This window comes from Luteimonas sp. KH_071, assembly GCF_057838005.1.
Genome location: NZ_CM174458.1, coordinates 3,439,541 through 3,465,056, shown reverse-complemented (window position 1 = coordinate 3,465,056; position 25,516 = coordinate 3,439,541). Strand labels below are relative to the sequence as shown.

24 protein-coding genes, 1 pseudogene and 1 riboswitch are annotated in these 25,516 nt (G+C 68.7%); of the genes and pseudogenes, 5 read left to right on the top strand and 20 right to left on the bottom strand.

Translation table 11 applies throughout. The features are described from left to right. Together AC3IRM_RS15955 and AC3IRM_RS15950 are read left to right on the top strand one after the other, a co-directional pair. Nucleotides 1-867, top strand: coding sequence for an acid phosphatase (locus AC3IRM_RS15955; RefSeq protein ID WP_489204065.1), 867 nt, complete (start codon nucleotides 1-3; stop codon nucleotides 865-867). 2 nt (nucleotides 868-869) lie between these two features. Then, nucleotides 870-1,043 carry an oxidoreductase-like domain-containing protein gene (locus AC3IRM_RS15950; RefSeq protein ID WP_489204064.1) on the top strand — a complete coding sequence of 58 codons (174 nt, stop codon included), beginning with the start codon at nucleotides 870-872 and terminating at the stop codon, nucleotides 1,041-1,043. Nucleotides 1,044-1,208: 165 nt separating this feature from the next. Here the strand turns inward: AC3IRM_RS15950 and AC3IRM_RS15945 are convergent, their stop codons facing one another. From AC3IRM_RS15945 to AC3IRM_RS15930, 4 genes are all read right to left on the bottom strand, one after another. Next, nucleotides 1,209-1,925 (bottom strand): superoxide dismutase, encoded by a 717-nt coding sequence (locus AC3IRM_RS15945; protein WP_489204063.1) that lies wholly within the window; start codon nucleotides 1,923-1,925, stop codon nucleotides 1,209-1,211. 113 nt (nucleotides 1,926-2,038) lie between these two features. Continuing rightward, nucleotides 2,039-2,842 (bottom strand): MetQ/NlpA family ABC transporter substrate-binding protein, encoded by an 804-nt coding sequence (locus AC3IRM_RS15940; RefSeq protein WP_489204062.1) that lies wholly within the window; start codon nucleotides 2,840-2,842, stop codon nucleotides 2,039-2,041. 235 nt (nucleotides 2,843-3,077) lie between these two features. Next, nucleotides 3,078-3,755 (bottom strand): methionine ABC transporter permease, encoded by a 678-nt coding sequence (locus AC3IRM_RS15935; RefSeq protein ID WP_489204061.1) that lies wholly within the window; start codon nucleotides 3,753-3,755, stop codon nucleotides 3,078-3,080. After that, nucleotides 3,752-4,759 carry a methionine ABC transporter ATP-binding protein gene (locus tag AC3IRM_RS15930; RefSeq protein ID WP_489204060.1) on the bottom strand — a complete coding sequence of 336 codons (1,008 nt, stop codon included), beginning with the start codon at nucleotides 4,757-4,759 and terminating at the stop codon, nucleotides 3,752-3,754. The genes AC3IRM_RS15935 and AC3IRM_RS15930 overlap by 4 nt, the downstream gene beginning before the upstream one ends. Before the next feature lie 175 nt (nucleotides 4,760-4,934). On the opposite strand from AC3IRM_RS15930, the gene AC3IRM_RS15925 reads away from it, so the two are divergent. After that, nucleotides 4,935-5,828 carry a fructose bisphosphate aldolase gene (locus AC3IRM_RS15925; protein WP_489204059.1) on the top strand — a complete coding sequence of 298 codons (894 nt, stop codon included), beginning with the start codon at nucleotides 4,935-4,937 and terminating at the stop codon, nucleotides 5,826-5,828. A 107-nt stretch (nucleotides 5,829-5,935) separates the two neighbouring features. Further along, nucleotides 5,936-6,748 (top strand): MipA/OmpV family protein, encoded by an 813-nt coding sequence (locus AC3IRM_RS15920; RefSeq protein WP_489204058.1) that lies wholly within the window; start codon nucleotides 5,936-5,938, stop codon nucleotides 6,746-6,748. Nucleotides 6,749-6,752: 4 nt separating this feature from the next. On the opposite strand, the gene mntR is transcribed toward AC3IRM_RS15920, so the two are convergent. From mntR to AC3IRM_RS15880, 8 genes and pseudogenes are all read right to left on the bottom strand, one after another. Then, nucleotides 6,753-7,238: a manganese-binding transcriptional regulator MntR gene (gene mntR, locus AC3IRM_RS15915; RefSeq protein ID WP_489204057.1), complete on the bottom strand. Its 486-nt coding sequence runs from the start codon at nucleotides 7,236-7,238 to the stop codon at nucleotides 6,753-6,755. Between the two features lie 77 nt (nucleotides 7,239-7,315). Further along, nucleotides 7,316-7,411 carry an MICOS complex subunit MIC10 gene (locus tag AC3IRM_RS15910; RefSeq protein WP_236551074.1) on the bottom strand — a complete coding sequence of 32 codons (96 nt, stop codon included), beginning with the start codon at nucleotides 7,409-7,411 and terminating at the stop codon, nucleotides 7,316-7,318. Beyond that, complete coding sequence (locus AC3IRM_RS15905) at nucleotides 7,408-7,848, bottom strand: acyl-CoA thioesterase (protein WP_489204056.1); 441 nt, start codon at nucleotides 7,846-7,848, stop codon at nucleotides 7,408-7,410. The genes AC3IRM_RS15910 and AC3IRM_RS15905 overlap by 4 nt, the downstream gene beginning before the upstream one ends. A 1-nt stretch (nucleotide 7,849) precedes the next feature. Next, the gene (locus AC3IRM_RS15900) at nucleotides 7,850-8,191 is read right to left on the bottom strand and encodes a thioredoxin family protein (RefSeq protein WP_489204055.1); all 342 of its coding nucleotides are present in this window, start codon (nucleotides 8,189-8,191) and stop codon (nucleotides 7,850-7,852) included. Beyond that, a pseudogene (locus AC3IRM_RS15895) lies at nucleotides 8,163-8,656 on the bottom strand (flavodoxin). The gene AC3IRM_RS15900 and the pseudogene AC3IRM_RS15895 overlap by 29 nt, the downstream one beginning before the upstream one ends. 45 nt (nucleotides 8,657-8,701) lie before the next feature. Next, nucleotides 8,702-9,712 (bottom strand): TIGR02391 family protein, encoded by a 1,011-nt coding sequence (locus tag AC3IRM_RS15890; RefSeq protein WP_489204054.1) that lies wholly within the window; start codon nucleotides 9,710-9,712, stop codon nucleotides 8,702-8,704. 63 nt (nucleotides 9,713-9,775) lie between these two features. Further along, nucleotides 9,776-10,825 (bottom strand): ribonucleotide-diphosphate reductase subunit beta, encoded by a 1,050-nt coding sequence (locus tag AC3IRM_RS15885; protein WP_489204053.1) that lies wholly within the window; start codon nucleotides 10,823-10,825, stop codon nucleotides 9,776-9,778. A 223-nt stretch (nucleotides 10,826-11,048) separates the two neighbouring features. Continuing rightward, nucleotides 11,049-13,553, bottom strand: coding sequence for a ribonucleoside-diphosphate reductase subunit alpha (locus tag AC3IRM_RS15880; protein ID WP_489204052.1), 2,505 nt, complete (start codon nucleotides 13,551-13,553; stop codon nucleotides 11,049-11,051). A gap of 185 nt (nucleotides 13,554-13,738) precedes the next feature. Then, a riboswitch (cobalamin riboswitch) is annotated at nucleotides 13,739-13,951 on the bottom strand. A 468-nt stretch (nucleotides 13,952-14,419) separates the two neighbouring features. Between AC3IRM_RS15880 and AC3IRM_RS15875 the strand changes: the two genes are divergently transcribed. Continuing rightward, entirely contained in the window at nucleotides 14,420-15,211 is a 792-nt protein-coding gene (locus tag AC3IRM_RS15875; RefSeq protein ID WP_489204051.1) for a hypothetical protein, read from the top strand. 13 nt (nucleotides 15,212-15,224) lie between these two features. Here the strand turns inward: AC3IRM_RS15875 and AC3IRM_RS15870 are convergent, their stop codons facing one another. The 8 genes from AC3IRM_RS15870 to AC3IRM_RS15835 form a co-directional block, all read right to left on the bottom strand. Continuing rightward, entirely contained in the window at nucleotides 15,225-17,690 is a 2,466-nt protein-coding gene (locus AC3IRM_RS15870; RefSeq protein ID WP_489204050.1) for a mechanosensitive ion channel family protein, read from the bottom strand. Nucleotides 17,691-17,821: 131 nt separating this feature from the next. Next, complete coding sequence (gene zapE / locus AC3IRM_RS15865) at nucleotides 17,822-19,012, bottom strand: cell division protein ZapE (RefSeq protein ID WP_489204049.1); 1,191 nt, start codon at nucleotides 19,010-19,012, stop codon at nucleotides 17,822-17,824. Nucleotides 19,013-19,058: 46 nt separating this feature from the next. Further along, entirely contained in the window at nucleotides 19,059-19,727 is a 669-nt protein-coding gene (locus tag AC3IRM_RS15860; protein ID WP_489204048.1) for an alpha/beta hydrolase, read from the bottom strand. 318 nt (nucleotides 19,728-20,045) lie between these two features. Continuing rightward, nucleotides 20,046-21,788, bottom strand: a complete 1,743-nt coding sequence (locus tag AC3IRM_RS15855; RefSeq protein ID WP_489204047.1) for an ExeM/NucH family extracellular endonuclease — start codon at nucleotides 21,786-21,788, stop codon at nucleotides 20,046-20,048. A 90-nt stretch (nucleotides 21,789-21,878) separates the two neighbouring features. Continuing rightward, on the bottom strand, nucleotides 21,879-22,394 hold the full coding sequence (locus AC3IRM_RS15850) for a c-type cytochrome (protein WP_489204046.1): 516 nt from the start codon (nucleotides 22,392-22,394) through the stop codon (nucleotides 21,879-21,881). A gap of 98 nt (nucleotides 22,395-22,492) precedes the next feature. Continuing rightward, on the bottom strand, nucleotides 22,493-24,178 hold the full coding sequence (locus AC3IRM_RS15845; protein ID WP_489204045.1) for an electron transfer flavoprotein-ubiquinone oxidoreductase: 1,686 nt from the start codon (nucleotides 24,176-24,178) through the stop codon (nucleotides 22,493-22,495). 125 nt (nucleotides 24,179-24,303) lie between these two features. Then, nucleotides 24,304-24,627 carry a DUF1820 family protein gene (locus tag AC3IRM_RS15840; protein ID WP_489204044.1) on the bottom strand — a complete coding sequence of 108 codons (324 nt, stop codon included), beginning with the start codon at nucleotides 24,625-24,627 and terminating at the stop codon, nucleotides 24,304-24,306. Nucleotides 24,628-24,732: 105 nt separating this feature from the next. Continuing rightward, a complete protein-coding gene (locus AC3IRM_RS15835) occupies nucleotides 24,733-25,431 on the bottom strand; it encodes a rhomboid family intramembrane serine protease (protein ID WP_489204043.1) in 699 nt (232 codons plus the stop codon). Between the last annotated feature and the right edge of the window lie 85 nt (nucleotides 25,432-25,516).

Sequence of the window (25,516 nt, the reverse complement as noted above, 5' to 3'; positions counted from 1 at the left end):
ATGCGCCAGCGTGTGCGCGATGGCGTGCGCGTCGCCGCGTGCGGCGCGCTCCTGTCGCTGCTGGCCGCCTGCGCGCTGCCTGCGCGCGAGGCGTCTGCGCCCGGCGCAGCCGTGGTGGTGCCGGAAAGCCGCCCCGGGGTGACGATCGGGTATCTCGACGCACCCGCGTTCGACAGCCGCGCGCTGTTGCCGGCGCCGCCCGCGCCGGGTTCGGCTGCGCAGGCGCATGACGATGCCATCGCCGCGCGCAGTCTCGCCCTGCACGACACCGCGCGCTGGCGCCAGGCCGCGGTCGATGCCGATCTGACATTCCCCGCCGCCGAGCCTCTGTTCGCCTGCGCGCTCGGCGTCGAGATCAGCGCCGCGCGCACGCCGCATCTCGTGCGTCTGCTGCGCCGCAGTCTCGCGGATGCATCGAACGCCGGGCGCGCGGCCAAGGACCACTGGCAGCGCGGGCGTCCGTTCGTCCGCAACGCCGCGCCGGTGTGCACGCCTGAAGACGTGCCGCGATTGATGACCAGCGCGTCGTATCCGTCCGGCCATGCGGCGATCGGCTGGGCCTGGACGCTCGCCCTGATCGAACTCGCGCCCGAGCGCAGCGATGCGCTGCTGCAACGCGGTCGCGACTTCGGCGAAAGCCGGCTGGTCTGCAACCTGCACTGGTACAGCGACATCGGCGAAGGCGAGCGCGTCGGCGCGGCGACCTATGCGCGGCTGCAGACCTCGGCTGATTTCCGCGGCGATCTTGACGCCGCACGCGACGAGATCGCCGCGCAGCGCGCCGCCGGCGCGACACCGGCCCACTGCGATGCCGAGACCATCGGCCTGCGCCAGTCGCCGATTCCGGCCGCGGACGCACGCGACTGACCGTGTCGAGCGTGGCCGATCCCGATCCGCGGCCGCAGCCGCCCGAACCGCCGCTGCCCAGCGACTGTTGCGACAGTGGCTGCGCGGTCTGCGTGCACGACAGCTACGCCGAGGATCTGCAGTACTACCGCGAACAGCTCGCGGCCTGGCGCGCACGGCATCCGGACGCCGACTGAGCGACGCGCGTCGTCTGCGGTGAACGGTGTTCGGCAGGCGGCCGTGGGCCGCCGCCAGCTGGATCCGGTGCACGTTGCCGATGCAGCGATCGGCGAACGAAATGGCGCACGGCGCGTTGGCGGTGCCGTGCGCATGTATCGCGGTCAGTCGGACGGACGACGCCGTCAGTCGGCCTGGGCCTGCAGCGCCGCCTCGTAGCGCGCGTTCACCGCCTTCCAGTCCACCACGTCCCACCAGGCCTTGGCGTAATCGGCGCGCTTGTTCTGGTACTGCAGGTAGTACGCGTGCTCCCAGACGTCGATACCGAGCACCGGCGTGCCGCGGGTCTCCACGACGTCCATCAGCGGGTTGTCCTGGTTCGGCGTCGAAGTCACCGCGAGGCTGCCGTCGGGCTTGACGATCAGCCACGCCCAGCCCGAGCCGAACTGTCTGGTTGCCGCATCGGTGAAAGCCTTGCGGAAGTCGGCGTCGGAACCGAAATCCTGCGTGATGCGCGCGGCCAGTGCGGCAGACGGCGCGCCGCCCTGGCCCGGTGCGGCCATGACGGTCCAGAACAGGCTGTGGTTGTAATGGCCACCGCCGCTGTTGCGCACCGCGGCGTCGTAGTCGGAGACGTTCGCCATCACGTCCTCGATCGACGTGTTCGCCAGCGCGGGAAATTCGGCGACCTTCGCATTGAGGGTGTCGACGAAGGCCTTGTGGTGGCGGCCGTGGTGGATCTCCATCGTGCGCGCGTCGATCACCGGCGCCAGCGCGTCGGCCGCATAGGGCAGGGCGGGCAGGGTGAACGGCGCGGCGGCGGGTTCGGCGGCCTGCGCGCCCGTGGGCGCGACGGCAACGAGGGCGGCACAGGCGAGGGACAGCAGCGAAGCACGGAGCATGTTCGGACCTCCAGCGGGTGCCGCGGGGATGCGGCAGGTGTCGTGGGCATACGTCGAGCCCGGCTCGAGCGGATGCAGGCGGGCATGCGACCCGGGGCCGCGGCGACCGAGGCTCAGAACGCCGGAATCACCGCGTCCTTGTACGTGGCCTGGATGAAGCTACGGACCTCGTCGCTGGTCAGCGCGGCAATCAGCTTCTGCACGCGCGGGTCGTTCTGCTTGTCGGGGCGGCCGACGAGGAAGTTCACGTACGGCGAATCCCGGCCCTCGATCGCCAGCGCGTCCTTGCCGGGATCGAGGCCGGCGTCGAGCGCGTAGTTGGTGTTGATCAGCGCCAGGTCCACCTGATCGAGCACGCGCGGCAGCATCGCGGCGTCGAGCTCGCGGAACCTGAGGTTCTTCGGATTCGCGGTGATGTCGCGCAGCGTCGCCATCGCGTCGGTCGGATCACGCAGCGTGATCACGCCGCTCTTGTGCAGCAGGATCAAGGCGCGGCTGTTGTTGCTCGGATCGTTGGGAATCACCACGTCGGCCCCGGCCGGCACGGCGTCCAGCGAGTCGAACCGGCGCGAGTACGCGCCGAAGGGTTCGATGTGCACGCCGGCGAGCGTGGTCAGGTCGGTGCCGCGGTCGCGGTTGTAGGCGTCCAGATACGGCTCAGTCTGGAAATAGTTGACGTCGATCTGGCCCTGCGCGACCTGGTCGTTGGGCTGCACGTAGTCGTTGAAGATGCGCACCTGCAGGTCGACGCCCTGTTGGGCGAGCAACGGCTTGACCACTTCTAGGATCTCGGCGTGCGGCACCGCGGTCGCGGCGATCGTCAGGCGTTCGCCGTTCGCGCCGGATCCGCTGCCACCGCAGGCAGCGAGGGCGGACAGCAGCAAGGCGGCGGTGGCGAGACGGGGCAGCAGGGCCATGGCGGATCCGGGTGACGAAGGGCCGACCAGTATCGGGGTCCGCGCGTGGGGATCGAGTACGGAGGTGGAAATCAGTGTGCGGCGGGCGCGGATCACGCTGGGGGTGCGAAACGTTCTCCGTCATTCCGGCGAACGCCGGAATCCAGTGTCTTCAGGCTCTGCAGCAAAACGCACACGTCGCTGGATTCCGGCTTTCGCCGGAATGACGGGATCAGGCGGGGCCCCGAATGAAGGCCTACCGCCGCGAAAACCGCGCCACCAGCCGGTCGCCGACCATCTGCAGGACCTGCACCATCACCAGCAGCGCGACGACGGTGACCACGGCCACATCCGTGCGCGAGCGCAGGTAGCCGTCGCGGTACGCCAGATCGCCGAGGCCGCCCGAACCGATCGCGCCGCCCATCGCGGTGAAGCCGATCAGCGCGATCGTCGTCACCGTGGCGCCGGCAATCAGGCCGGGCAGCGCTTCGGGCAGCAGCACCCGCGTGACCAGCTGGCGCGTGGTCGCGCCCATCGCGAGGCTCGCTTCGACGACGCCGCGGTCGATCTCGCGCAAGGCGGTTTCCACCAGTCGTGCGTAGAACGGCGCCGCGCCGACGACCAGCGGCAGGATCGCGCCGCGCACGCCCAGCGACGTGCCCATGGCTTTGAGCGTGACCGGGATCAGCACGATCATCAGGATGATGAAGGGCACCGAGCGCAGCAGATTCACCACCAGCGACAGGCCCCCATACAGCGCGGGCCGCGCGTGCAGCTGGCGCGGCGCGGTGAGGTAGAGCAGCACGCCGAGCGGCAGGCCGATCAGCAGCGTCAGCGGCAGCGAGCCGGCGAGCATCAGCAGCGTGTCGACCGTGGCCTGGCCGATCTCGACCCACTTGCCGGCATCGACGTTGGGCAGCAACGGTGTGCTCATCGCGGCAGCTCCTGCACGTGCACGCCGGCCGCGGAAAAACTGCGCGCAGCCTCGTCGAAGCGGTCGCCGGTCACCGCCAGCGTCAGCTGGCCGTAGGGCATGCGCTTGATGCGGTCCACGCGGCCCGAGAGGATGGTGTAGTCGATGCCGGTCTCGCGCGCCACGCGGCCCAGCATCGGCTGCCAGGTCGCATCACCGGTGAACGTGAGTTTCAGCAGGCGGCCCTCGACGTGGGCGATGTCGTCGCGTTGCGCCGCCTCGTCCACGTCTTCGGATTCGGCGACGAACCGCCGCGTCGTCGGGTGCTGCGGATGCAGGAACACGTCGGTCACCGGGCCGCTTTCGACGAGATGGCCGGCATCGAGCACGGCGACGCGGTCGCAGGCGCGGCGCACGACATCCATCTCGTGGGTGATCAGCACGATGGTGAGACCCAGCTCGCGGTTGATGCCGTCGAGCAGCTGCAGCACCGAGGCCGTGGTCTGCGGATCGAGTGCGCTCGTGGCCTCGTCGCACAGCAGGATCTTCGGTTCCGTCGCGAGCGCACGCGCCACGCCCACGCGCTGCTTCTGCCCACCGGAGAGCTGCGCGGGATACTTGTCGCGATGCGCCTCCAGGCCCACGCGCACCAGCAATGCCTGCGCGCGTGCATGGGCCTGCGTCTTCGACACGCCGGCCAGGCGCAACGGAAACGCGATGTTGTCGATGACGGTCTTGGCCGACAGCAGATTGAAGTGCTGGAAGATCATGCCCACGCGGCGGCGCAGGGTGCGCAGGCCGGCGCCGTCGAGCGTGTCGAGGCGTTGACCATCGACGGTCAGGCGGCCGCCGCTCGGCGTTTCCAGCCCGTTGATCAGCCGCAGCAGCGTGGATTTGCCCGCGCCGGAATGGCCGACGATGCCGAACACCTCGCCGGCCTCGATCGTGAGATCGAGCGGATGCAGCGCGACGGTCTCGCGCCCGGCGGCGGAATACGACTTGTGGATGCCTTCGAAATGGATCACGGCGGCGTGCGTTCGGGCGGCCGCGCAGCCTAGCAGGGCACCGTGGTGGCGGCGTTGCGCCCGCACGAATGCAGCGTCCCGCTACCGGGCGGCCACCCGCGCGGGCGGCCCCGTACGGCGCGTGGCGGTATCATCGCGGGCCCGGGTCTCCACCGATCGCATAGGACGTACGCACGTGGCCGTGAATCAGGAACAGCTGGACAGGATCAAGTCGGGTCAGGGCTTCATCGCCGCACTCGACCAGAGCGGCGGCAGCACGCCCAAGGCGCTCAAGCTCTACGGCATCGAGGAAACCGAGTACGCGAACGACGCGGAAATGTTTGGCCTCGTCCACGCGATGCGCACGCGCATCGTCACCAGCCCCGCCTTCAGCGGCGAGCGCGTGTTCGGTGCGATCCTGTTCGAGCGCACGCTCGACGATCAGTTCGAAGACCAGGGCGCCGCGGAATACCTGTGGAAGACCAAGGGCGTCGTGCCCTTCCTGAAGATCGACAAGGGTCTGGAAGACGAGGCCAACGGCGTGCAGATGCTCAAGCCGATTCCGGGCCTGTCGGATCTGCTCGCGCGCGCCAAGGCCAAGGGCGTGTTCGGCACCAAGGAACGCTCGGTCATCAAGCAGAACAATGCCGCCGGCATCGCCGCGGTGCTCGACCAGCAGTTCGAACTCGGCCAGCAGGTGCTCGACGCCGGCCTGGTGCCGATCATCGAGCCCGAAGTCGACATCAATGCCGCCGACAAGGCCGACATCGAAACCACGCTGAAGCAGGGCCTGCTCGAGCGCCTCGACAGGGTGGACCCGGCGACGCCGGTGATCCTTAAGCTCACCCTGCCCGAGGTCGACGGCTTCTTCCGCGAACTGGTCGACCACCCGAGCGTGCTGAAGGTCGTCGCCCTGTCGGGGGGCTACGCCCGCGACGACGCGAATGCGCGCCTGGCGAAGAACCCGGGCGTGGTCGCGAGCTTCAGCCGCGCGCTGACCGAAGGCCTGAGCGCGAAGCAGAGCGACGACGACTTCAACGCATCGCTCGACAAGGCGATCGAGTCGATCTATCGCGCGTCGGTCGCCTGAGCGGGCGATCCGGTCGACGTGTAGGCTCGGACGCGGCGCGTGACCGCACGCGCCGCATCCGGCCGCGGGTAGCGGCCGGCGACATCCGCCCTGCCATGGAGTCTCCGATGCGTCGTTCGCCGCTGTGTTGCCTGGCCGCCGCGTGCGCGGCGCTGCTGTTGCCCGGCCTCGTGTCGGCGCAGGTCCGTGGCGACGGCCCCGCGGCCCAGCGCGGGGATGACGGCTGGTCGGTGGGGGTCGCGGTCGCGGCCTCCGACAGCCCGTATGTCGGCGAAGGCACGCGCGTGCAGCCGTTCCCGATTTTCGCCTACGAGGGCGAGCGCGTTTTCCTGCGCGGCATCTCGGGCGGCGTGCATCTGCTCGACACCGGTGGCTTCCAGCTCGACGCACTGGCCTCGGCACGGCTCGACGGCTTCGACATCGAGGATCTCGATGCCGCGGGCCTGGCCGCCAACGGGCTCGACGCGTCGCGGCTCGACGATCGCGACCATGGACTCGACGTCGGCATGGGCGCGGCCTGGACCGGCGGGTTCGGGCGCGTGCGCGTGCATGCGCTCACCGATGTCACCGGCGCCAGCGGCGGCCAGGAAGCCGGCGTCGAATACACCTTCGCGGTGCCCGCGGGCGCGTGGACGCTGCTGCCCAGTGTCGGCGTGAGCTGGCTGTCGGCGGATCTGGCGGATTACTACTACGGCACGCTGCCCACCGAAGAAGCGCGCGGCGTGCCCGCCTACCGGCCCGGTGCCGCCGTGGTGCCGCGTGTCGGGGTCACGGCGCTGCGCGCGTTCGGACCGCGCTGGAGCGGCATTCTCGGCCTGCAGTACAAACACCTGCCCGATGCGCTGGCCGACAGCCCGCTGCTCGAGCGCGATGCGCGCGGCGTGCCGTCGCTGTTCGTGGGACTCAGTACCCGCTTCTGAGCGCTCAGTCGCGCGGCGTGTCGATGTCCGCGTGGCGGGCGACGAAGGCTTCGAACACCGCCAGAGTTTCCGGGCTGACGTGATGTTCGATGCCCTCGGCATCGCGGCGCGCGATGTCGGGCGGTACGCCCAGCGCAACGAGGAAGGATTCGACCGTCTGGTGTCGCGCGCGGCTGGCACGCGCCAGCGTTTCGCCGGCCTCGGTGAGGAATGCGCCGCGGTAGGGCTTCTGCAGCACCAGGCCGTCGCGCACCAGGCGCTGCAGCGTGCGGGCGACCGTCGGCTGGGCGACGCCGAGGCGTTCGGCGATGTCGACCTGGCGCGCGCGGCCGGTGGTGGCGAGCAGGTCGGAAATCAGTTCCACGTAGTCCTCGACCAGTTCGGCGCGTCGCGCCTCGCGCACCTGGCGGAAATTCTCCACGTGCACCTGCGCGTCCGGCAGTCCCGCGTCGCGCGCGGCCTGGGCGGCGATCTGCTTGCGTTTCGACATGGGCGCGGTTCCGGCGGCAACCTGCGTAGTGTCGCCGATCGTGCGGCGACGGTCCGGCAGCGCCGGCGAGGCGTGCATCAGTCCTTGCGCCGGAACACCGCGCGGATCGCCGCGTAGGCGATGCCGATGCCGAGGCCCAGGCCGATCCACTGCAGCAGCGTGATGTCGCTCACGCCGCGTCACCCGAGGCCTGCGGCAGCTGCGCCACCTGCGCGGGACGGCCGCGCGCATCGAGCGCGATCATCACGAAGCGGCCGCGCGTGCACAGCTCGCGCTCGCCGCTGAGCAGGTCTTCGGCGATCAGTTCCACTTCCACCTGCATCGACGTGCGGCCCACCTCGACCACGCGGGCAATCGTCTCGACCAGCTGGCCCTGCCGGATCGGCAGCTTGAAGTCGACCTGCTCCGAACGCGCGGTCACCACCGTGCGCCGCGCATAGCGCGACGCGGCGATGAAGGCCGCCTTGTCCATCCACGCCAGCGCGGTGCCGCCGAACAGCGTGCCCAGATGGTTGGTGTGATCGGGAAACACGATCTCCAGCATGCGGGCTTCGGTCGTCGGCGTATCGGAGACGGGCGTAACGGCCACCACGCCGGACGGGGACGTCATCTCAGGCGTCCGCGGTGGCGAGGTGCAGACCCACGGCCTGCGAAATCTGGCCCGGTGCCTGGAAGCCCGGCAGGCGCGCAGCCTCGGCGCCGTCCTTGAACAGCGATAGTGTCGGCGTCTGGCGCAGGTTCAAGCCGCGGAAGAAGTCTTCGCCGATCGTTTCCATCTTCACCTTCAGCAGCGCGACGCCTTCGGCATCCGCGCTTGCGGCGAACTTCGCCAGCGACATGTCGAGCATCTTGCAGCCCGGACAATCGTCCTTGTAGTAGTCCACCAGCAGGCGCGGATGTGCGGCCAGTGCTGCGGCGTAGTCGTCAGGGGTGGAGGCGTGGAGCGTCTGCATGGGGGGGGTCTCGAGCGGTGTGCCCGCGAGGGCAAGAATGGTGTCGGTCCAGCGTTGGATCGTGGTGGCGTCGCGCTCGCCGTGCGGCATCTGTTCGATCTCCAGCCGCGGGTAGGGCGTGCCGAAGAATGTGGCGATGCGCCGCGCCGCGCCGCAGTAGTTCTCTTCGCCCCACTGCGTTTCGCCGGTGCCGAACACCGCCACCCGCTCCGGCTTGCCGACCGCGTCGACCAGTTCGGCGATGAAGCGCTTCATCTCCGGCGGCGTGCGCCCGGCGTTGATGCTCCAGCTTCCGAGGATGTAGAGATCGTGTTCGGCGCTTTCGGGGCAGGCCTTCGCCAGCGTCTGGATGTCGGCATCGATCCAGGTGACGGCGTGGCCCAGTGCTTCGCACCGCGCATGAATCGCACGCGCGACATCGCGGGTGTTGCCGCTGAGCGATGTGTGGGCGAGGAGGATGCGCATGGAGGCAGGCTTGTTCTGTATCAATACAACTTCAGGTGGCGGAGGTCACTGATCTGAGATCGACTCTGACCCAGGCTTTCCGGAGGAATCCGTCCGTGTCTGGGACTGGTCTATGACTGACAGGAGATAGTCGGTCCAGCCCAAGATTTGCAGTACGCGTTCAGCCGGCATGTTCTCCAGCAGCTTGTGCTGTACCGAATTTCGGATGAATCCAAACGTTCCTAAAAACAATAGTTGGGCCGACTCTTGTTCAGCGGGTACGTTGCTTACAAGCAGCCGAGGAGACTTGGCGTTGAATGCATCACTAACAAGCTGCTTAGCCGATTTTCCATCTTCAGCGCCTAGAACCTTTCTGAGTCTGTTCTCCAAAATTCGTGATGCTTCCGCTACGACCGTGTCGTTACGGTCGGATTGCCCAGACTCTTGGAACTGATTGAAAAGATCTAAGCAGCGAGCCCGCAACTCGTGATCCAAGATCTCGATGGACCTGACCATTACAGGACGCGGGCGTTGGCTAAGCTCCAAGGGAAGTGAGGTTTGCTCAACAGGCGCTTCGCCTAGATCGGAATACGAAGCCAGTAGATCCAGAGTGGACGCTTGCTTAAATACACCAGAGTTCTGAAACATCTCTTCAGCAGCGGAAATTTCGCGATCTACCGCGGAGAGTGTGAAACTTGTGATGGCCTTACGGCTGGCTAACTTGTTCCGTCTTTGCTTGAGGCTCTTAAGGTAAAGAAATGCCAGTGACTTCATGTAGCGCACGAGCCAGTGCGACAGACTTAGAGCGACTGTATCGAACTGGTCACGCCCTTCGATCTTCTCGGAAAACCACTCTCTAATTCGTATGGCGCGTTGCTTCTCGTTATCGATTCCAAGCTCGCGACGCGTGTCATCCGTGACTAATGCGGCGAGTTCCGGGTCGTCTGCAAGCTCCTTCTCTTCATCGCCTAGAAGCGACAAGTAAAGGTCTATCGCACGAATGAGGAACTTCACGGTCTGGACTCGAAACATCACCCAGGCGTATTGATATCCGTCGTTGTTCTCAGAAATGTCCATCCAGCCACCTAGCTAAACCAATGAGACTGGGTGTCGGCAAGTTTGCTCGACGGCTTGTACTACTCAGAGATCGTCGAACCCGTTATCCGAATTCGTCTTCTTGTACGACGCATTGCGCATCTCGAAGAAGTCGGTCTTGGTCTCGGTGAAATTGTCGGCGTAGGCCTTGATCCACGGCATCACGTTGTCGGTGGTGTCGGAGTACAGCTTCTCGATGCCCAGCATGCCGGCCATCTTGTTGGCGCGGTACTTCACGTAGCGGACCATCTCGTCGACGTCGATACCGTCGATGCCGTCGAGCACCTCACTGGTCCAGCGGGTCTCGAGCTGGATCGCGTGTTCGAACGCGTCGTGCACGTACTGGGTGAGCTGGTCGCCCTGCAAGGTCTGGTTCTCGCCGACGATGGCGCGGATCAGTTCGCTGATGAACTTGCTGTGCGCCAGTTCGTCGCGGTTGATGAAGCTGATGATCTTGCCGGTGCCGGTCATCCGGTTCTGGCGGACCAGGTTGTAGAAGTAGGCGAAGCCGGAATAGAAGTTGATGCCTTCGAGGATCGACGACTGCACCAGCGAGCGGATCAGCGTTTCGGCGCTGCGCTCGCGCATGAAATCGTTGTAGGACTCCATGATGGGCTGGTTGCGCGCGATGATCGTGGGATGCGTGCGCGCGAGTTCGAACACGCGGTTCTGATCGGCGAGGCCGGTGATCGAGGCCAGCACGTAGCTGTAGCTCTCGTTGTGGATCACTTCCTGCTGGCCGATGATCGCGGCGTTGGCGTGCGCGGCCGGGTCGGTGATGTATTCGGCGACGTTGTAGATGTAGCGCGTCTGCGGCGAATCCAGCGTGGCCAGCAGGCCGATGATCGAATCGTAGGCATTCTTCTCGCGCGCCGAGAGCTCGCCGTACTGCTTGGCGTCGCTCTTCATGTCGACCTCGTCCGGAATCCAGAAGTTGGTCGTGAGTTCCTTGTAGGCGCGGTAGAACGACGGATACGGAATGTCGTTCCAGTTGAGGATGCCGCTGGTCTGGCCGTTGATGATGCCGGTGGAGCGGTTGGGGTGACGCGGCTCGAGGATCTTGATGCGGTCGAGTGGGGTAGCAGTCGCGGCCATGGATGTCTGTCTCGGAATTCGGTCTTGAGCCCTCTCCTGTAGGAGCGGGTTGGGCAGTTGGGTCGCGCGCGATCTGGAAACGCGCTGGGTCTTTCGACCGTCATTCCCGCGCAGGCGGGAATCCATGGACCTGACTCCAGTAGAACAACGTCCATGGATCCCCGCCTTCGCGGGGATGACGATCAAAAGCGGGGATAACGGTCAAACGCGGCGCGGCGCTCCCTCAGCTCGAACACCACTCGCATTCCGCGATATCGATATCGTTCGAACGCACGTAGTACGTGGTCTTCATGCCGAGATTCCACGCGGTCATGTGCAGGTCGAGCAGGGTGCGGGCGGGGATGGTGCTGGGCACGTAGAAGTTGAAGCTGATCGCCTGGTCGACGTGGCGCTGGCGACGGGCGTTCTGGCGCACCGAGGCGAACTGGTCGACCTTGTAGGCGCCCTTCTCGTAGTACGGCCAGGTTTCCAGCGACAGGCCGGGCGCGGCGACCGGGCGGCGGTAGTCCTTCTTCTCCTCGTAATAGAACGCGGAGTAGATCGGGTCGATCGACGCGGTGGAGCCGGCGATCTGCGCGGTGGACATGTTCGGGGCAACCGCCATCAGCCAGCCGTTGCGCATGCCGTTGACGCCGACCTGCGCGGCCAGATCCATCCACTCGGGCGAGTTGTAGTTGCGGTCGCTGAAGTACGCGCCGGTGTGCCAGTCGCTGCCGGCGAACACCGGGTAGGCGCCCTTTTCCTTCGCGAGTTCCATGCTGGCCTGCACGGTGAGGAAGTTGATGCGCTCGTACAGCGAATCACTGAAGTCCTCGGCCTGCGCGTCGTTCCATTGGATGCCCTTCTGCGCCAGCAGGTGATGCCAGCCGAAGGTGCCCAGGCCGATCGCCCGGTACTTCTGGTTGGTGATCGTGGCCTGCGGCACGGGCAGCATGTTGAGATCGATCACGTTGTCGAGCATGCGCACCTGGATCGGAATCAGGCGCTCGAGCACGTCGGTGATCAGATCGCTCTGGCCGGCCTGCGGCACGATCGCGCGGCCCAGGTTCACCGACGACAGGTTGCAGACGACGAAGTCGCCGGCCTGCTTGGTGGTGACGATCTGATTGCCGGAAATGATCTCCTGCATCATTTTCGTCGGGCTCATGTTCTGCAGGATCTCGGTGCAGAGATTCGACGAGTACACGCGGCCGACGTGCTTGTTCGGGTTCTTCCGGTTCACTTCGTCGCGATAGAACATGAAGGGGTTGCCGGTCTCGAGCTGGCTCACCATCACGCGCTTGAAGATGTCGATCGCCTTGACGGTCTTGCGCGAGATGCGCTCGTCGGCCACGACTTCCTCGTACTTGCGGCGGAAGCTGCCGTTCGGGTCGCCCTTCTTCTCGTCGAAGAAATCCTGCAGGTAGAAGCCCTTGATCCTGTGGACCTCGTGCGGGTCGAACAGGTACCAGTCGCCGCGACGGTCGACGGCTTCCATGAAGATGTCGGGGATGCAGATCGAGGTGAACACGTCGTGCGCGCGCAGGCGCTGGTCGCCGTTGTTGAGGCGCAGATCGAGGAAGTTCTCGATGTCGCGGTGCCAGATGTCGAGGTAGACCGCGACCGCGCCCTTGCGCTGGCCCAGCTGGTCCACCGACACGGCGGTGTTGTTGAGCTGCTTGATCCACGGCACCACGCCGCCGGAGGAATTGGGCACGCCGCGGATCGCCGAACCGCTGGAGCGCACGTAGCCCATGTACGCGCCCACGCCGCCGCCGCCCTTGGAGACGCGGGCGATGTCGGTGTTGGAGTCGTAGATGCCCTGCAGGCTGTCGTCGACGGTGTCGATGAAGCACGACGACAGCTGGCCGCCGACCTTGCCGGCGTTCTGCAGCGTCGGCGTGGCGACAGTCATGTACAGGTTCGACAGCGCCCAGTAGGCCTCGCCGACGAGCTGCATGCGGCGCTCGCGGCCGCCCCTGGTCTCGTTCTGCATCAGGTACAGGGCGATGGTCAGCCAGCGCTCCTGCGGCAGCTCGAACACGGCGCGCGAGGTGTCGGTGGCGAGGTAGCGCGTGGCCAGCAGGTACAGGCCGTTGTAGGCGAACAGCGTGTCGCGCTCGGGCTCGATCATGCGGCCGGCTTCCTGCAGCTCTTCCTTGGAATAGGCGCGCAGGATGTCGTTGGAATAGATGTTGCGGTCGGCCAGCGACTCCTGCAGGCCGACATAGGAGCCGTACTTCTGCTCGGCGTCGTAGAAGCGGTTGCGGCTGGCGCGCTTGTACAGGCGGTGCAGGTAGAGGCGGGCGGCGAAGAATTCCCACTCCGGCGCGGTGACATCGACGCGGGCTTCGGCCTCGCGGATCAGATGGTCGGTGAGGTCGTCGGCGTTGACGGCCTCCTTGCGCTCGACGAAGCCGAACACGCTGCGCTTGTAGTCGGCGATGTCGAGCTGCGGGAACTCGGCATGGGTGCGGTCGATGCTGCGCTCCAGGCGCGCGCGGTCGTACGGAATCCGGCGGTTGCCGGCTTCCTTGGTGATCCAGTTGGAAACGCCGGCATCGGCGTCGAAGACTTCTGCAATTGCGGTGTTCATGGCGGCACTCGGGGGTGGCGGCACCACGTCGTCGGGTTCGACGGCAGGCGGCGCAACGGAAATGGTGGGTGTGGCAGGCGCGGTGACGGTGTCCGGTGTGGCGTTTGCGGCGGCGGCCGGGGTGTCGGTCGCGAGGGTCTCGGGGCTGGTCATGCGTCCTCTCTGTGTCCAGTGCATTCGCGCACACGACCGGCCCACCCGCGTCGGGTCCGGCGGCCTTGGAGATTCCGAGAGTGATCGGGCGGCGTCGCAGGAATCGCGATCGGGCGCACAGCGCCATCGCTCCCACTCCGCAAACCCGCCCCCCACGGGACGTCCGCAGCCGGCACCGCGTGGTGTGCGCCACGCGGCTGTCGGCAGGTCTTCGGACTCATGGGCACGAAGGCGGCGCCTTCTCCTCCCCCGCCGCTTCCCGGATCGCTCCAGTGCTGGTGGCGGGTTCGTTCCCAATTACCGCTGCGGGGCAGTGCCGGAGTGGCGCGAGGCGTCACCGGCTTCCCGTTTTAATCCACAGCCCCTGGGGGCGCGGAACCGACGGACCCAAGATAGTGGGGTGCCCTGGCAGCGTCAACGCTAAATGTAGTGAACAGGCGGCAAGCCGCATCCTGACGGTCATCGGCGTTCGTCAAGCCCCATCGGTGGGCCGGCGGATGCAGATCGGGGTGCGAAGGGCAAGCCCTTCGGGGTGATTTTTCCTGATTCTCCCGCCTCTTGAGGAAGGTGCGCGGCGCGCCTGCCGCGGCTTTCAACGGCCGGACGGCTGGTCTGGCGGGGGCGGATGAGAGCGGCTGTCCCCAGTCCTTTGGCGAAACCATCCATCCGTAGGGGGCGAAGCGCTTGAGGCCCTCCACCCGTAAAGGGCGCAATGCCCCGCGCGCGGGGGAGGGCTCCAAAGCTGTGCGCGGGATGGCGTCCGCATCCGTACTCAAGAAACCCAACGCCGCCACACACCCTGCACAAATTCCGGCGCAATCTGCGTCGAGCGCGGCCGGTCCGGCCGGCACAACAGGAGGTGCCGCATGTGCGTCAACCGCCGCAGCGCATTGGCCGCTGCCACGCTGTCCCTGTCCGCCCTGTTCGCGTCCCCGCTGGTGTCCGCCCAGGAGCCTGCGCCGGGACTCGGTGATCTGCAGGGGCTCGACGACCGCGCCGCGTCCCGCACGCTGGGCGCGCGGGGCTACACCCGGCAATCGGGCTCGGGCGAGTACGGCAGCTGGTGGAACGCGCGCGACCGGCGCTGCGTGATGGTGCGCAGCGATCGCGGGCGCGTGGCCTCGGTGGTGACCGCGCCGGCGCCGGACTGCGGGCAGACGGCCGGCGGGGGCCGCGAGGGCATGAGCGATGGCGCCAAGGCGGCCGTCGCGGCCGCGGCGATCCTCGGCATCGCCGCACTCGCGCACCAGTCGCATCACCACGACGACGGCGATCATCGCGACGACAGTCGCCACGAGGCCGACTACGAGCGCGGCTACCGCGATGCCCTGCACGGCTATCGCGCCGATTCCGACCGCGGCGCCTACAGCGACGGGTACGGTGCCGGCATGCGCGAGCGTTCGGCGCAGGTGCCGTGGCAGTCGGGCAACACGGGTGGCGCCAGCGGGCGTCGGCTGGACGATCTGGTCGGTGCACGGGCGGCCGGCGCGGATACCGAGCTGCGCGCCCGCGGCTTCGTCGATCGCGACGCCCAGCAGCGCGACGGCCGTTCCATCGTGACCTGGTGGAACGCGCGCTCCCGCGAGTGCGTGCACGTGGCCACCGGCAACGGCCGCATCGAATCGATCCGCCCGGTCGACGCGTCCAACTGCCGCTGACGCGGCGCTGCGGTCAGGTCCCTGCGGGCGCAGGCGGCGGCGGATAGACCGTCGCCGCGCCGTGCGCCAGGCCGATGCCGCGCGCGAGCAGGGCGTCGTAGACGCGGGCGACGAGGGCGCTGCGGATCGTGCCGGCGTCCTCGTACTCGTGGGTCCAGGCGCGCACGACGAATTCCATCGCCACCGTGCCCAGGCCGTCGAACAGCACCACCGGCGCCGGTGAGGCCGCCACGCCGGGGGTGGCCGCCGCCACTCCGGCCAGCACGGCTTCGACGTCTTCAGGCGCGCTGCCGTAGGCCACGCCGACGCGCACTTCCAGCCGTCGGCTGCGGTCGCGCAGGGTCCAGTTGACCAGCTGCTGCGAGATCAGCTGGCCGTTGGGCACGATCACGCTGGCGCCGTCGAAGGTGGACACCCGCGTGGCACGCATGCCGATGTCGACGACGCGGCCGGTGGTGCCGCCCACCTCGACCACATCGCCGGGCTGGAACGGCCGCTCGAAGATCAGTACCAGGCCCGAGACGAAGTTGTTGACCACGTTCTGCAGGCCCAGGCCGACGCCGACACCCAGTGCGCCGAGCACGAAGGTCAGCTGGCTGGCCTTGAAGCCGGCCGCCGACAGCGCGCCGACCAGGCCCAGCAGCAGGACCGCGTAGTAGCTCAGCGAGGCGACGCTGTTGGCGACGCCGTGCGGCAGCGACATCCGCGACAGCACTTCGCCGTCGAGCACGAGGCGCACGGTCTTCGCCAGCCAGAACGCGATCACCACCGTCAGCACGAACAGCAGGACATGGCCCAGGCTCAGGCGCAGGTCGCCCAGCGCCCAGCTGTAGCCCAGCAGGGCCGACAGCGACGCGTGCACCGGTGACAGCACGCGGAACCGGTCGAGCGCGTAGACGATCCAGCCGACCACCGCGGCGACCGCCATCAGATTGAGCAGCATCTGCACCGCGGGGCCGGCATGGTCGCGCGCCAGCCGGAAGCGCGACACACCGGGCCGCTTGAGCAGCAGCTGGACCCAGGTCGCCACGACCGTGAACCCCGCGCCGAGCAGCAGTGCGAAGTACAGGCTGTCGATGACGCCGCCGGTCAGGGTTTCGGCCAGCGACACGTTGCCCAGTGCATTGGCGAGCAGCGCCACCGCCAGCAGCGCTGCGCCCACGTGCACCGCCACCCGCAGCGCCTGGCCCAGGCGGCCGGTATGGGCTGCATGGTCATGCCGGCGCGCGCGCCACAGCAGCCAGCCGGCTGCGGCCAGGCCCAGCAGTGCCAGCGCGAAGATGTAGAGGCGGTATCCCGTTGCGCTCGACAGGAACACGAAGCCCAGGCGCAGCAGCAGGAACAGCACGCTGGCGACGTAGGGCGCCGGGCCGAGCAGATGCCGCGACGAGGCCGGCAACAGGCGCAGCACCGGCACCACCGCCGCCAGCAGCGCGATCTGGTGGGTCAGCATCGGCGCGTCGGGCTGGAACGCGAACACGCCGATCACCACCACCAGCAGCCAGCACGAGATCGGACGCGACAGCACGGTCGCTTCGGTACGGCTGACCTGGCCGGTGCGGATCGGCGCGCGGCTGCGCCAGGCCAGCCACAACAGCAGCGGCAGCGAGGCGCTCAGCAGCGTCTGCAGGGCGCGCAGGCCGCTGGCATCGCCCTGTGTGTACTCGGTGGCGAAGCGGGATTCGATTTCCAGACCACTGCGGATCACGTCGCCGGTGTCTGCGGTGGGCGTGACGCTCGCAGCGTTCAACCGCCACAGCGGCGGCGCATCGGCGTGCAGCAGGCGGGCGTCGTAGGCGGCCACCGCATCGGTCACGCGGCTGCGCGCGCTCTCGATACGCGCATCCACCGTGTTGCCGCGCCGGCCCAGCGCGATCAGCCGCGCCAGCGGATCCGACAGCGCGGCTTCGGCCTGCGCCAGGGCGCGGATCACCTCGTCCACGCGCTGGCGCAGTGCAGTCGGTAATTCCTGACCCGCGGCCGCGGTGGCTTCCCATGCCGCGCGGCGCGCGGCCAGTCCGGCCGCATCACCGGCCTGGTGCGTCGTGGTCTGCCGCAGGTCCGCCTGCCACTGCGCGAGCCGGTGGGCCTGGAAGGCCCAGTGGCGCGACAGGCTCTCCAGGCGCGGGATCGGCAGGGTGCGCATCTCGGCGCTGGTGAAGCGCCAGAACGGGTCCTCGACCGAGGCTTCGATCCGCGCCAGGCGCGTGGCATAGGCGGTGACGGGCGTCGCGGCGCCGGCCTCTCCGGTCGTCGCGCGGATGCGTTCGGCGAGGCGCTGGTCGACATCGGCCTGTGCGGGAATGTCGGCGACATCGACGGCCGCTGCCGCGGCCCCAGCCGGCACCTCGGCGGCTGCAGGCCCGGCCGCCTGGGTCGCCGCGGCGGCGCCCGCGAGCAGCGGTGCGCGCGCGGACACCGGCTGCGCCAGCGAGAGGCTCGCCAGCAGCACACATGCGAAGCGGAGGACGACACTCATGACGCACCCGGAAAGCAGCAGGCGGATGTCCACATGCTACCTGCCGACCGGTCGACTGCGCGGCACGCCAGTGGATCGTCGGGCCGCGCGCGCATGGACCGATCGTGCGATCCGCGCGACGCCGCCGATCCTCAGCCGCGGTGTTCGCGCTGCAGGTATTCGGCGCTGCGCATCTCGATCAGCCGCGAGGCAGTGCGTTCAAACGCGCCGGTCAGGCGCTCGCCGCCATACAACGCCGGCGGTTCGGCGGCGGCCGTACAGACGAAGTTGACGTTGCGGTCGTAGAGCTCGTCGATCAGCGTCACGAACCGGCGCGCGGCATCGTCGCGGGTGGCGTCCATGTGCGGGATGCCGCCGAGCAGCACGGTGTGGAATTCGGTCGCGACCTCGATGTAGTCGCTGGCGCCGCGCGGGCCTTCGCACAGCGCGTCGAAATCGAACCAGGCCATGCCCGGCGTGCGCGCCCGCACGCAGATGCGTCGGCCGTCGATCTCGACACCGGCATCGCGGTGGTCGTCGTCGCCGCCGAGTTCGTGCCAGCGCATGTCGAGCCAGCCGTCCGAGTCGGCATCGAGCGGCGTGCGGTACACCGGCGAGCGTGTGAGGGCACGCATGCGGTAATCGGTGTCGCTGCGCAGGTGCACGACCTGGCAATGCCGCTGCAGCAATGCGATCGCCGGCAGGAAGCGCACGCGCTGCAGGCCGTCGCGGTAAAGATCCCTGGGATCGACGTTCGAGCTGGTCACCAGCACGATGCCGTCGGCGAACATGCGGTCGAGCAGGCGCGCGAGCAGCATCGCGTCGCCGATGTCGCTGACGAAGAACTCGTCGAGCACCAGCACGCGCAGGCCGGCATCGCGCCAGCCGCGCACGATCACCGCGAGCGGATCGCGTTCGCCGGCATGCACGCGCAGCGCCGCGTGGACCTCGCGCATGAAGCGGTGGAAATGGGTGCGGCGCTTGCGGCCGAGTTTCGGATCGGGCGTCGCGTGGCGTGCGGGATCCTTCGCCGGCGGAGGCGTCGCGGCGTCGGACGCCGCGGGGCGCATCGACTGCAGGGGCAGGCCGTCGTGGAACAGGTCGATCATGAACGTCTTGCCGCGACCCACGCCGCCCCACAGGTACAGGCCGGCCGGCACATCGGGCGCGTCGCCGCCGCCGAACAGGCGACCGAGCACGCCGCGCCGCGCGGGCGGCTGGATCAGCGCGGTATGCAGCCGGTCGAGTTCGACCAGTGCGGGCTGCTGCGCGGGATCGGCTTGCCAGTCGCCGCGTGCGACGCCGGCGGCATAGCGTGCGGAGGGCGTCGGCAGCGCGCTCATGCGCAGGGCATCCGGGGCGCAAGCACCCGGATCGGCACCACGCGCATCAGCCCGCGGCCCGCGGCAGGTGCGGTTCGGCCCAGTGCCGCACGACGCCGCGCAGATCGATCATGCGGCGATGGAAGAAGTGGCTCGTCTCGGGCATGCGCACCAGTTCGGCCTGCGCGCCGCTGTCGTCGAGCCAGTCGTAGACGGCCTGCGGATCGACGATCTCGTCGGCCTCGCCCTGGATCACCAGCCACGGGCAGGTCGGCAGCACGATCGACTCGAAATCCCAGCGACCGGCCGGCGGTGCGACCGAGATCAGCACATCCGGCTGCAGGGCATCGGCGGCGCGCAGCGACACGTAGGCGCCGAAGCTGAAGCCGGCGAGCCACAGTGCGTGGCCGGGGCGCTCACGGCGCACCCACTCGACCACCGCGGCCAGGTCGTCGAGCTCGCCCACACCGTTGTCGTAGGTGCCGCCGGACGCGCCGGTGCCGCGGAAGTTGAAGCGCACCGCGGCCGCGCCGAGTTCGCGAACCGTGCGCGCGACCATCGTGACGACCTTGTTGTGCATCGTGCCGCCTTCGGTGGGCAGCGGATGGCAGACCACGGCGACGACCGGCAATGCCGCGACGTCGGCGTCGGGCAGGTCGATCGCGGCTTCGAGGTCGCCGGCGGGACCGGGCAGCACCAGCGGCCCGGATTGCGTGGGGAACGTGGGGGACGTCATGCGGGAATGATACCGGGGCGCTTGCGACGGGACTGTTTGAGCCCTCCCCGGCGTGCGGGGGAGGGTTGGGTGGGGGCGAGCCGTTGGAGACGCGAACGCTTCAGCAAGGCTGGCGCGCTGTCGGGATGCAGTGGAGAAATCCGCGCGCCCGTTCCACCCTCGTCCGACGCGCTGCGCGCGTCGACCCCGGATCGGGTCCGGGGCAGGCGCTCTTCCGGAAGAAGAGGTGCCGGTTTCAAGAAGTCGAAACGACGATCGCGCGACGCGGGGTGGGCGACGTCGCGACCGGACGTCGGCGCGATCAGCCGGCCCTGAGCTTCAGCGCCCGCGCAGGCGCAGCCCCACCACCAGCGGGTCGTGATCCGAACTGCGCCACGGGCCGGCCGCCTCGCGCTCGCGCATGTCCGCCGGCTCGTCGGCATTGGTATGCCACTTCGCCGCGCCGGCCACGCGCGCGGCCAGCGCCGGGCTCAGCAGCGCGTGATCCAGGCGCCCGGCCTGACCGTCGAACACGAAGCTGTGCGGCGGCGCGCCGGGACCCGCGGCGAAGGGATCGCGCCAGCCCGCGTCGTAGAACAGGCGCAGCGGATCTTCGCGGGCGTAGGCGTTGAAATCGCCGACCACCGCGACCCGTTCGCCGGCGCCGGTCGGGGCGCGGGCCAGCCAGTCGAGCAGGCGGCGGGCCGATTCGGTGCGTGTCGCGTTCCAGCAGGCCTGGCCATCCCCGCGGTCCGCATCGGCGCCGGCGGCACTGCCGCAGCCCTTGGACTTGAAGTGCACGGCGACGACGCTGAAGTCCGCGCCGTCGGGCCGGCCGTCGCGCACCGGCACGAAGGCCTGGGCCAACGGGACCCGGCTCGAGCGTTCGAAGGGGCCACCGCCGAGCGTGGCCGGCGCGCCCTGCGGACGCACCCGGGTGCTGCGGTAGATCAGGCCGACCCGGATCGCATCGGTGCCCGGTCCCTCGCCGGTGCCGACGAAGCGCCAGTCGCGCGCCGGGCCGGCGGCGTTGAGGGTGTCGACCAGATGGGCGATGCTCGAATCCGGGGTGTAGCCGTCGTTCTCCAGCTCCATCAGCGCGGCCACGTCGACATCGAGCGCGGTGATCGTCGCCACCAGGCCCTCGAGCTGGCGCGCGTAGTCCGCCGGCGTCTCGGCGCCGCGCGCGGTCGGAAAGCCGCCGCCGCGGCCATCGCCGTTGAACAGGTTCTCGAGATTGAACGCGGCGATGCGCACGTCGCCGTCCACCTGCGGCGGGGCCGGTCGCGGCGCGGGCTGCACCTGCACGGGCGTGGTCAGCTGCAGGCGCCAGGCGCCGTGGCGGTGATCGACGATGCCCTCGACGCCGGTCAGCACGCTGCCGCTGCGCAGCGCACGCGCGGTCTCGGGCAGATACCAGGGCGCGCCGTCCGCCGGCGCGTCGTCGCGACCGTCGTCGAGCAGGATGCGGCGCTCGGCGTTGGCGGCCGCGACCATCGCGGCCTGCGCGCCCGGCCAGCCGATCTCGCTCGGCACGTACAGGCGGCCGTCGAAGCTGGCCACCAGGGTGCCGCGCCGTGCGCTTTCGTGCTGGCCGCTGACGGTCAGCGGTGCGTCGATCCGCACCCATTGCCCGGCGAGTCGCGACCAGTCGTCTGGCGCGCCGGCCAGACGCAGCGGCGCCAGCGCAGGTGCCGGGGTGGCGAGCGTGTCGACGTGTGCCGCTTGCAGGGTGGGCAGGCCGTCGACGCTGCGCAGCGTGCCGCGCACGCGGACATGGGCGCCGGCCGGAGGTGCGGCCCCCCCGGCGACGGCCTCCACGAACACCGCGGCGGGCTGGTCACGGCCCGACGTCGCGGACTGCAGGAACCACCCGCCCAGGCCGTCGGCGAACGCACCGGTCACCCGGCCGTCGACGACCACGTCGCGCACCGTGACGGCCGCGCTGGGCGCATTGACGACCGGTGAGGGCGCCGTGACCGGCGTCGCGTCCGGGCCCGGCGCCGTCGTGCGACAGGCAGCGAGCAGGGCGCAGGCGAGCAGGCCAGGCAGCAGGCGGGTGGAGCGGGTCGGCAGGGGCATCGTGCGGGTCTCCATCGGCCTCGACGGCCTGACGCGAAGACGCCGCCCGGATAAGGCGGCGTCTGGGGCGGGCAAGGTACCCGACGAACGTTACTTGAGGTTGTCGACCATCCAGTCGACCGCGGCGTGCATCTGCTCGTCGTTGAGCGCCGGATTGCCGCCGCGCGCGGGCATCACGCCGGCGGCGCCGGTGAAGCCTTCGATCGAATGGCGGTACAGCGTTTCGGTGCCCTGGGCGAGGCGCGCATCCCAGTGCTGGTGGTCGAGCGTCGGTGCGCCACCGGCGCCCGAGGTGTGGCAGCCCGCGCACAGGTTCTGGTAGATCACAGAGCCGTCGAGTGTGCCGCCGTAGGCGACCTGCGCAGCGGCAGCCGCGGCCGCTGCGGCGGTCGCCGCGGCCTGCGACGCGGCACCGGTCGCACCGGCGTAGACCGCGCCGACCGGTGCGATGCGCGCTTCGGTGCGCTTGGCGACATTCGGCGGCACGTCCGTCGGCAGCGAGTTGTGCAGGTACCAGGCCCCCACCATCAGGCCCAGCGTCACGATGGTCAGGAAACCCAACACCATCGAGAAGCGCTTGAGGAACTCGAGATCGTAATTACGCACGAAGCACCTTTGGCGACATGGCCCGCGGCCACAGCTGCGCCCGAGTATACGGGGAGGTTTTCAAGAATGCTGCGTCCGGCCGGAAAGCCGGCAACGGCTTACATTCCCGCGTAGTTCGGCCCGCCACCGCCCTGCGGCGCGACCCAGACGATGTTCTGGGTCGGGTCCTTGATGTCGCAGGTCTTGCAGTGCACGCAGTTCTGCGCGTTGATCCGCAGGAACGGGCCGTCGGGACCGTCGAGGTATTCGTAGACCGCGGCCGGGCAGTAGCGCGCCTCGGGGCCGGCGTAGGTCGCCAGGTTCACGTCGACCGGCACCGACGCATCCTTCAGCGTCAGATGCGCCGGCTGGTCCTCGTCATGATTGGTGCTCGACAGGTACACCGAGCTCAGCCGGTCGAAGGTCAGCGCGCCGTCGGGTTTCGGATAGTCGATCTTCGTGTGCTGCGCGGCGGGTTCCAGGCACGCGTGGTCGGGCCGGTCGCGGTGGATCGTCCACGGCGGCACGCGCATGCCGAGCTTCGGCAGCAGCCACTGTTCGATGCCGGTCATCAGCGTCGCGGTGGTGCGGCCCTTCTTGAACCACTGCTTGAAGTTCTTGGCCTGCGACAGCTCGGCGTGCAGCCAGCTGGCCTCGAACGCGACCGGATATGCGGCCAGTTCGTCGCCGCTGCGGTGTTCGCCGAGCGCGGCGAATGCGGCCTCGGCAGCGAGCATGCCCGTCTTGATCGCGGCGTGGCTGCCCTTGATGCGGCTGGCGTTGAGCGTGCCGGCCTCGCAGCCGACGAAGGCGCCGCCCGGGAACACGAGCTTGGGAATCGACAGCAGCCCGCCGGCGGTGATCGAGCGCGCGCCATAGCCGATGCGCTTGCCGCCTTCGAGATACTTGCGGATCGCCGGATGCGTCTTGAAGCGCTGGAATTCCTCGAACGGGCTCAGCCAGGGATTCTTGTAGTCGAGACCGACGACGAGACCGATCGCCAGCTTGCCGTCCTCGGCGTGATAGACGAACGAGCCACCGTAGGTGTCGTCGTCGAGCGGCCAGCCGGCGGTGTGCACGACCAGGCCGGGCTCGTGTTTCGCCGGATCGATCTGCCACAGCTCCTTGATGCCGAGACCGTAGCTCTGCGGGTCGCGGCCTGCGTCCAGGGCGAACTTCGCGATCAGCTCGCGGCCGAGCTGGCCACGCGAGCCTTCGGCGAAGATCGTGTACTTGGCCAGCAGTTCCATGCCGAGCTGGAATTCGCCGGTCGGCTGTCCGTCCTTGCCGATGCCGAGGTTGCCGGTGGCGACACCGCGCACGTGGCCATCGTCGGCATACAGCACTTCGGCCGCCGCGAAGCCCGGGAAAATCTCCACGCCCAGCGCCTCGGCCTGCGTGGCCAGCCACCGCACCAGCGCGCCGAGGCTGATGATGTAGTTGCCGTGGTTCTTGAAGCAGTCGGGCAGGAAGAAATCAGGCGTCGACTTCTGGCCCGTCTCGTCGAGGAACAGGAATTCGTCGCGGGTGACCGCCTGCTTGAGCGGCGCGCCTTTGTCCTTCCAGTCCGGAATCAGTTCGGTCAGCGCACGCGGGTCGATGATCGCGCCCGACAGGATGTGTGCGCCCGGTTCGGAGCCCTTTTCCAGCACGCACACCGACACCTCGCGCCCCGCTTCGGCCGCCAGCTGCTTGAGCCGGATCGCGGTCGCCAGGCCGCCGGGACCTGCGCCCACGACGACGACGTCGTACTCCATCGATTCGCGTGGGCCGTGGGTGTCGAGCAGTGCCTGGGGAGTGGTCATCGTTGCCTTGGGCGGTGTGCCCGGGTGACGGGAAGTGGAGCCAGCATCGCAGTCCGCGCGCGATGGCCGCGTGGGCCGGGGAGTGTAACGCGGCGTTTCAGCCCTTCATGCGCAGCGCGGCGGTCTCAGCGCGGTCGCGCCGGCAGCGGAAACGGCGTGACCACGGCCTCGCCGGTGGCCGCGTCGCGGATCGCCGACTGGCCTTTCTTCTCGACTTCCTCCACCCGCAGCACGCTCTGCATCGGCAGATGCAGCGTGCGGGTGCCGGCGAACTCGTCGCGCAGCCGTTCTTCCGTCGGATCGACGACGACACCGTCGTGGACATCGAACACCAGTTCGGAGACCTCGACGAAGCCCCACAGCCGCCCGCTCTCGACCTGGCGCGCGTACAGCGCGTAGACCTTGCCGTGATTGAGGAAGGTGACCTTGAAGAGTGTCTTGGGTGTCATGGGGCGATTGTAAGAGCCGTCGTCGGAAATCCGGCATGGGTGATTCGGAGCCGGGCCCACGAGCAGGGCCGCCTACTCCAATCACCCATCACACGTGACCGCGTCTCAATACCCCTTCAGCCGTCGCAGCCGCTGGCCGATCGCATGCCGCGAGATCAGCGCGAACATCACGCCGAACAGGAAGCCGGCCAGATGCGCGGTCCAGGCGACCGCGCCGTAGGCGGGGCCGATGTAGGCGAAGAACACCTGCAACACCGCCCAGATGCCGATCAGCAGCGACGCCGGTGCGCGTACGAATTCGAGGAACAGGCCCAGCGGCACCACGACGCCCAGCCGCGCGCGCGGAAACAGCGCCAGATAGGCGCCGATCAAGGCCGACACCGCGCCACTGGCGCCGATGATCAGCCGGTCGGGTGTGCCGATCGCCAGCACCGCCGACAGGTTCGCCAGCGCGCCGCCGACGATGAAGAGCACGAGCAATCGCCACGCGCCCATCAGCCGTTCGGCCGGCAGGCCGAAGATCAGCAGGAACACCAGGTTGCCGAGCAGGTGCGCCCAGTCCGCGTGCAGGAACAGCGCGGTCATCAGGCGCAGCCACGGACCGGCGTCGCGCCAGTTCGCCAGCGTGCCGTCGGTGCCGACGGGTCCGCCGTAGAGCGCACCCCAGTCGAGCAGCAGCGTGTAGTGCTCGTTCGCCGACCGCGTACTGGCCCACAGGAACGTCAGCCAGAGCAGCCCGCACAGCATCGGCACCGCCCAGCGGAACGGGGTGCGGGCATGGCGGTTGGGGATCGAGACGAACATCGGGCGACCATTGTCGAGGGCCGTCGCAGGGCCGGTAAAGCGCGCCGGGAAGACGCCGCTAATGCCGCATCGCAGCAAGTTTTCC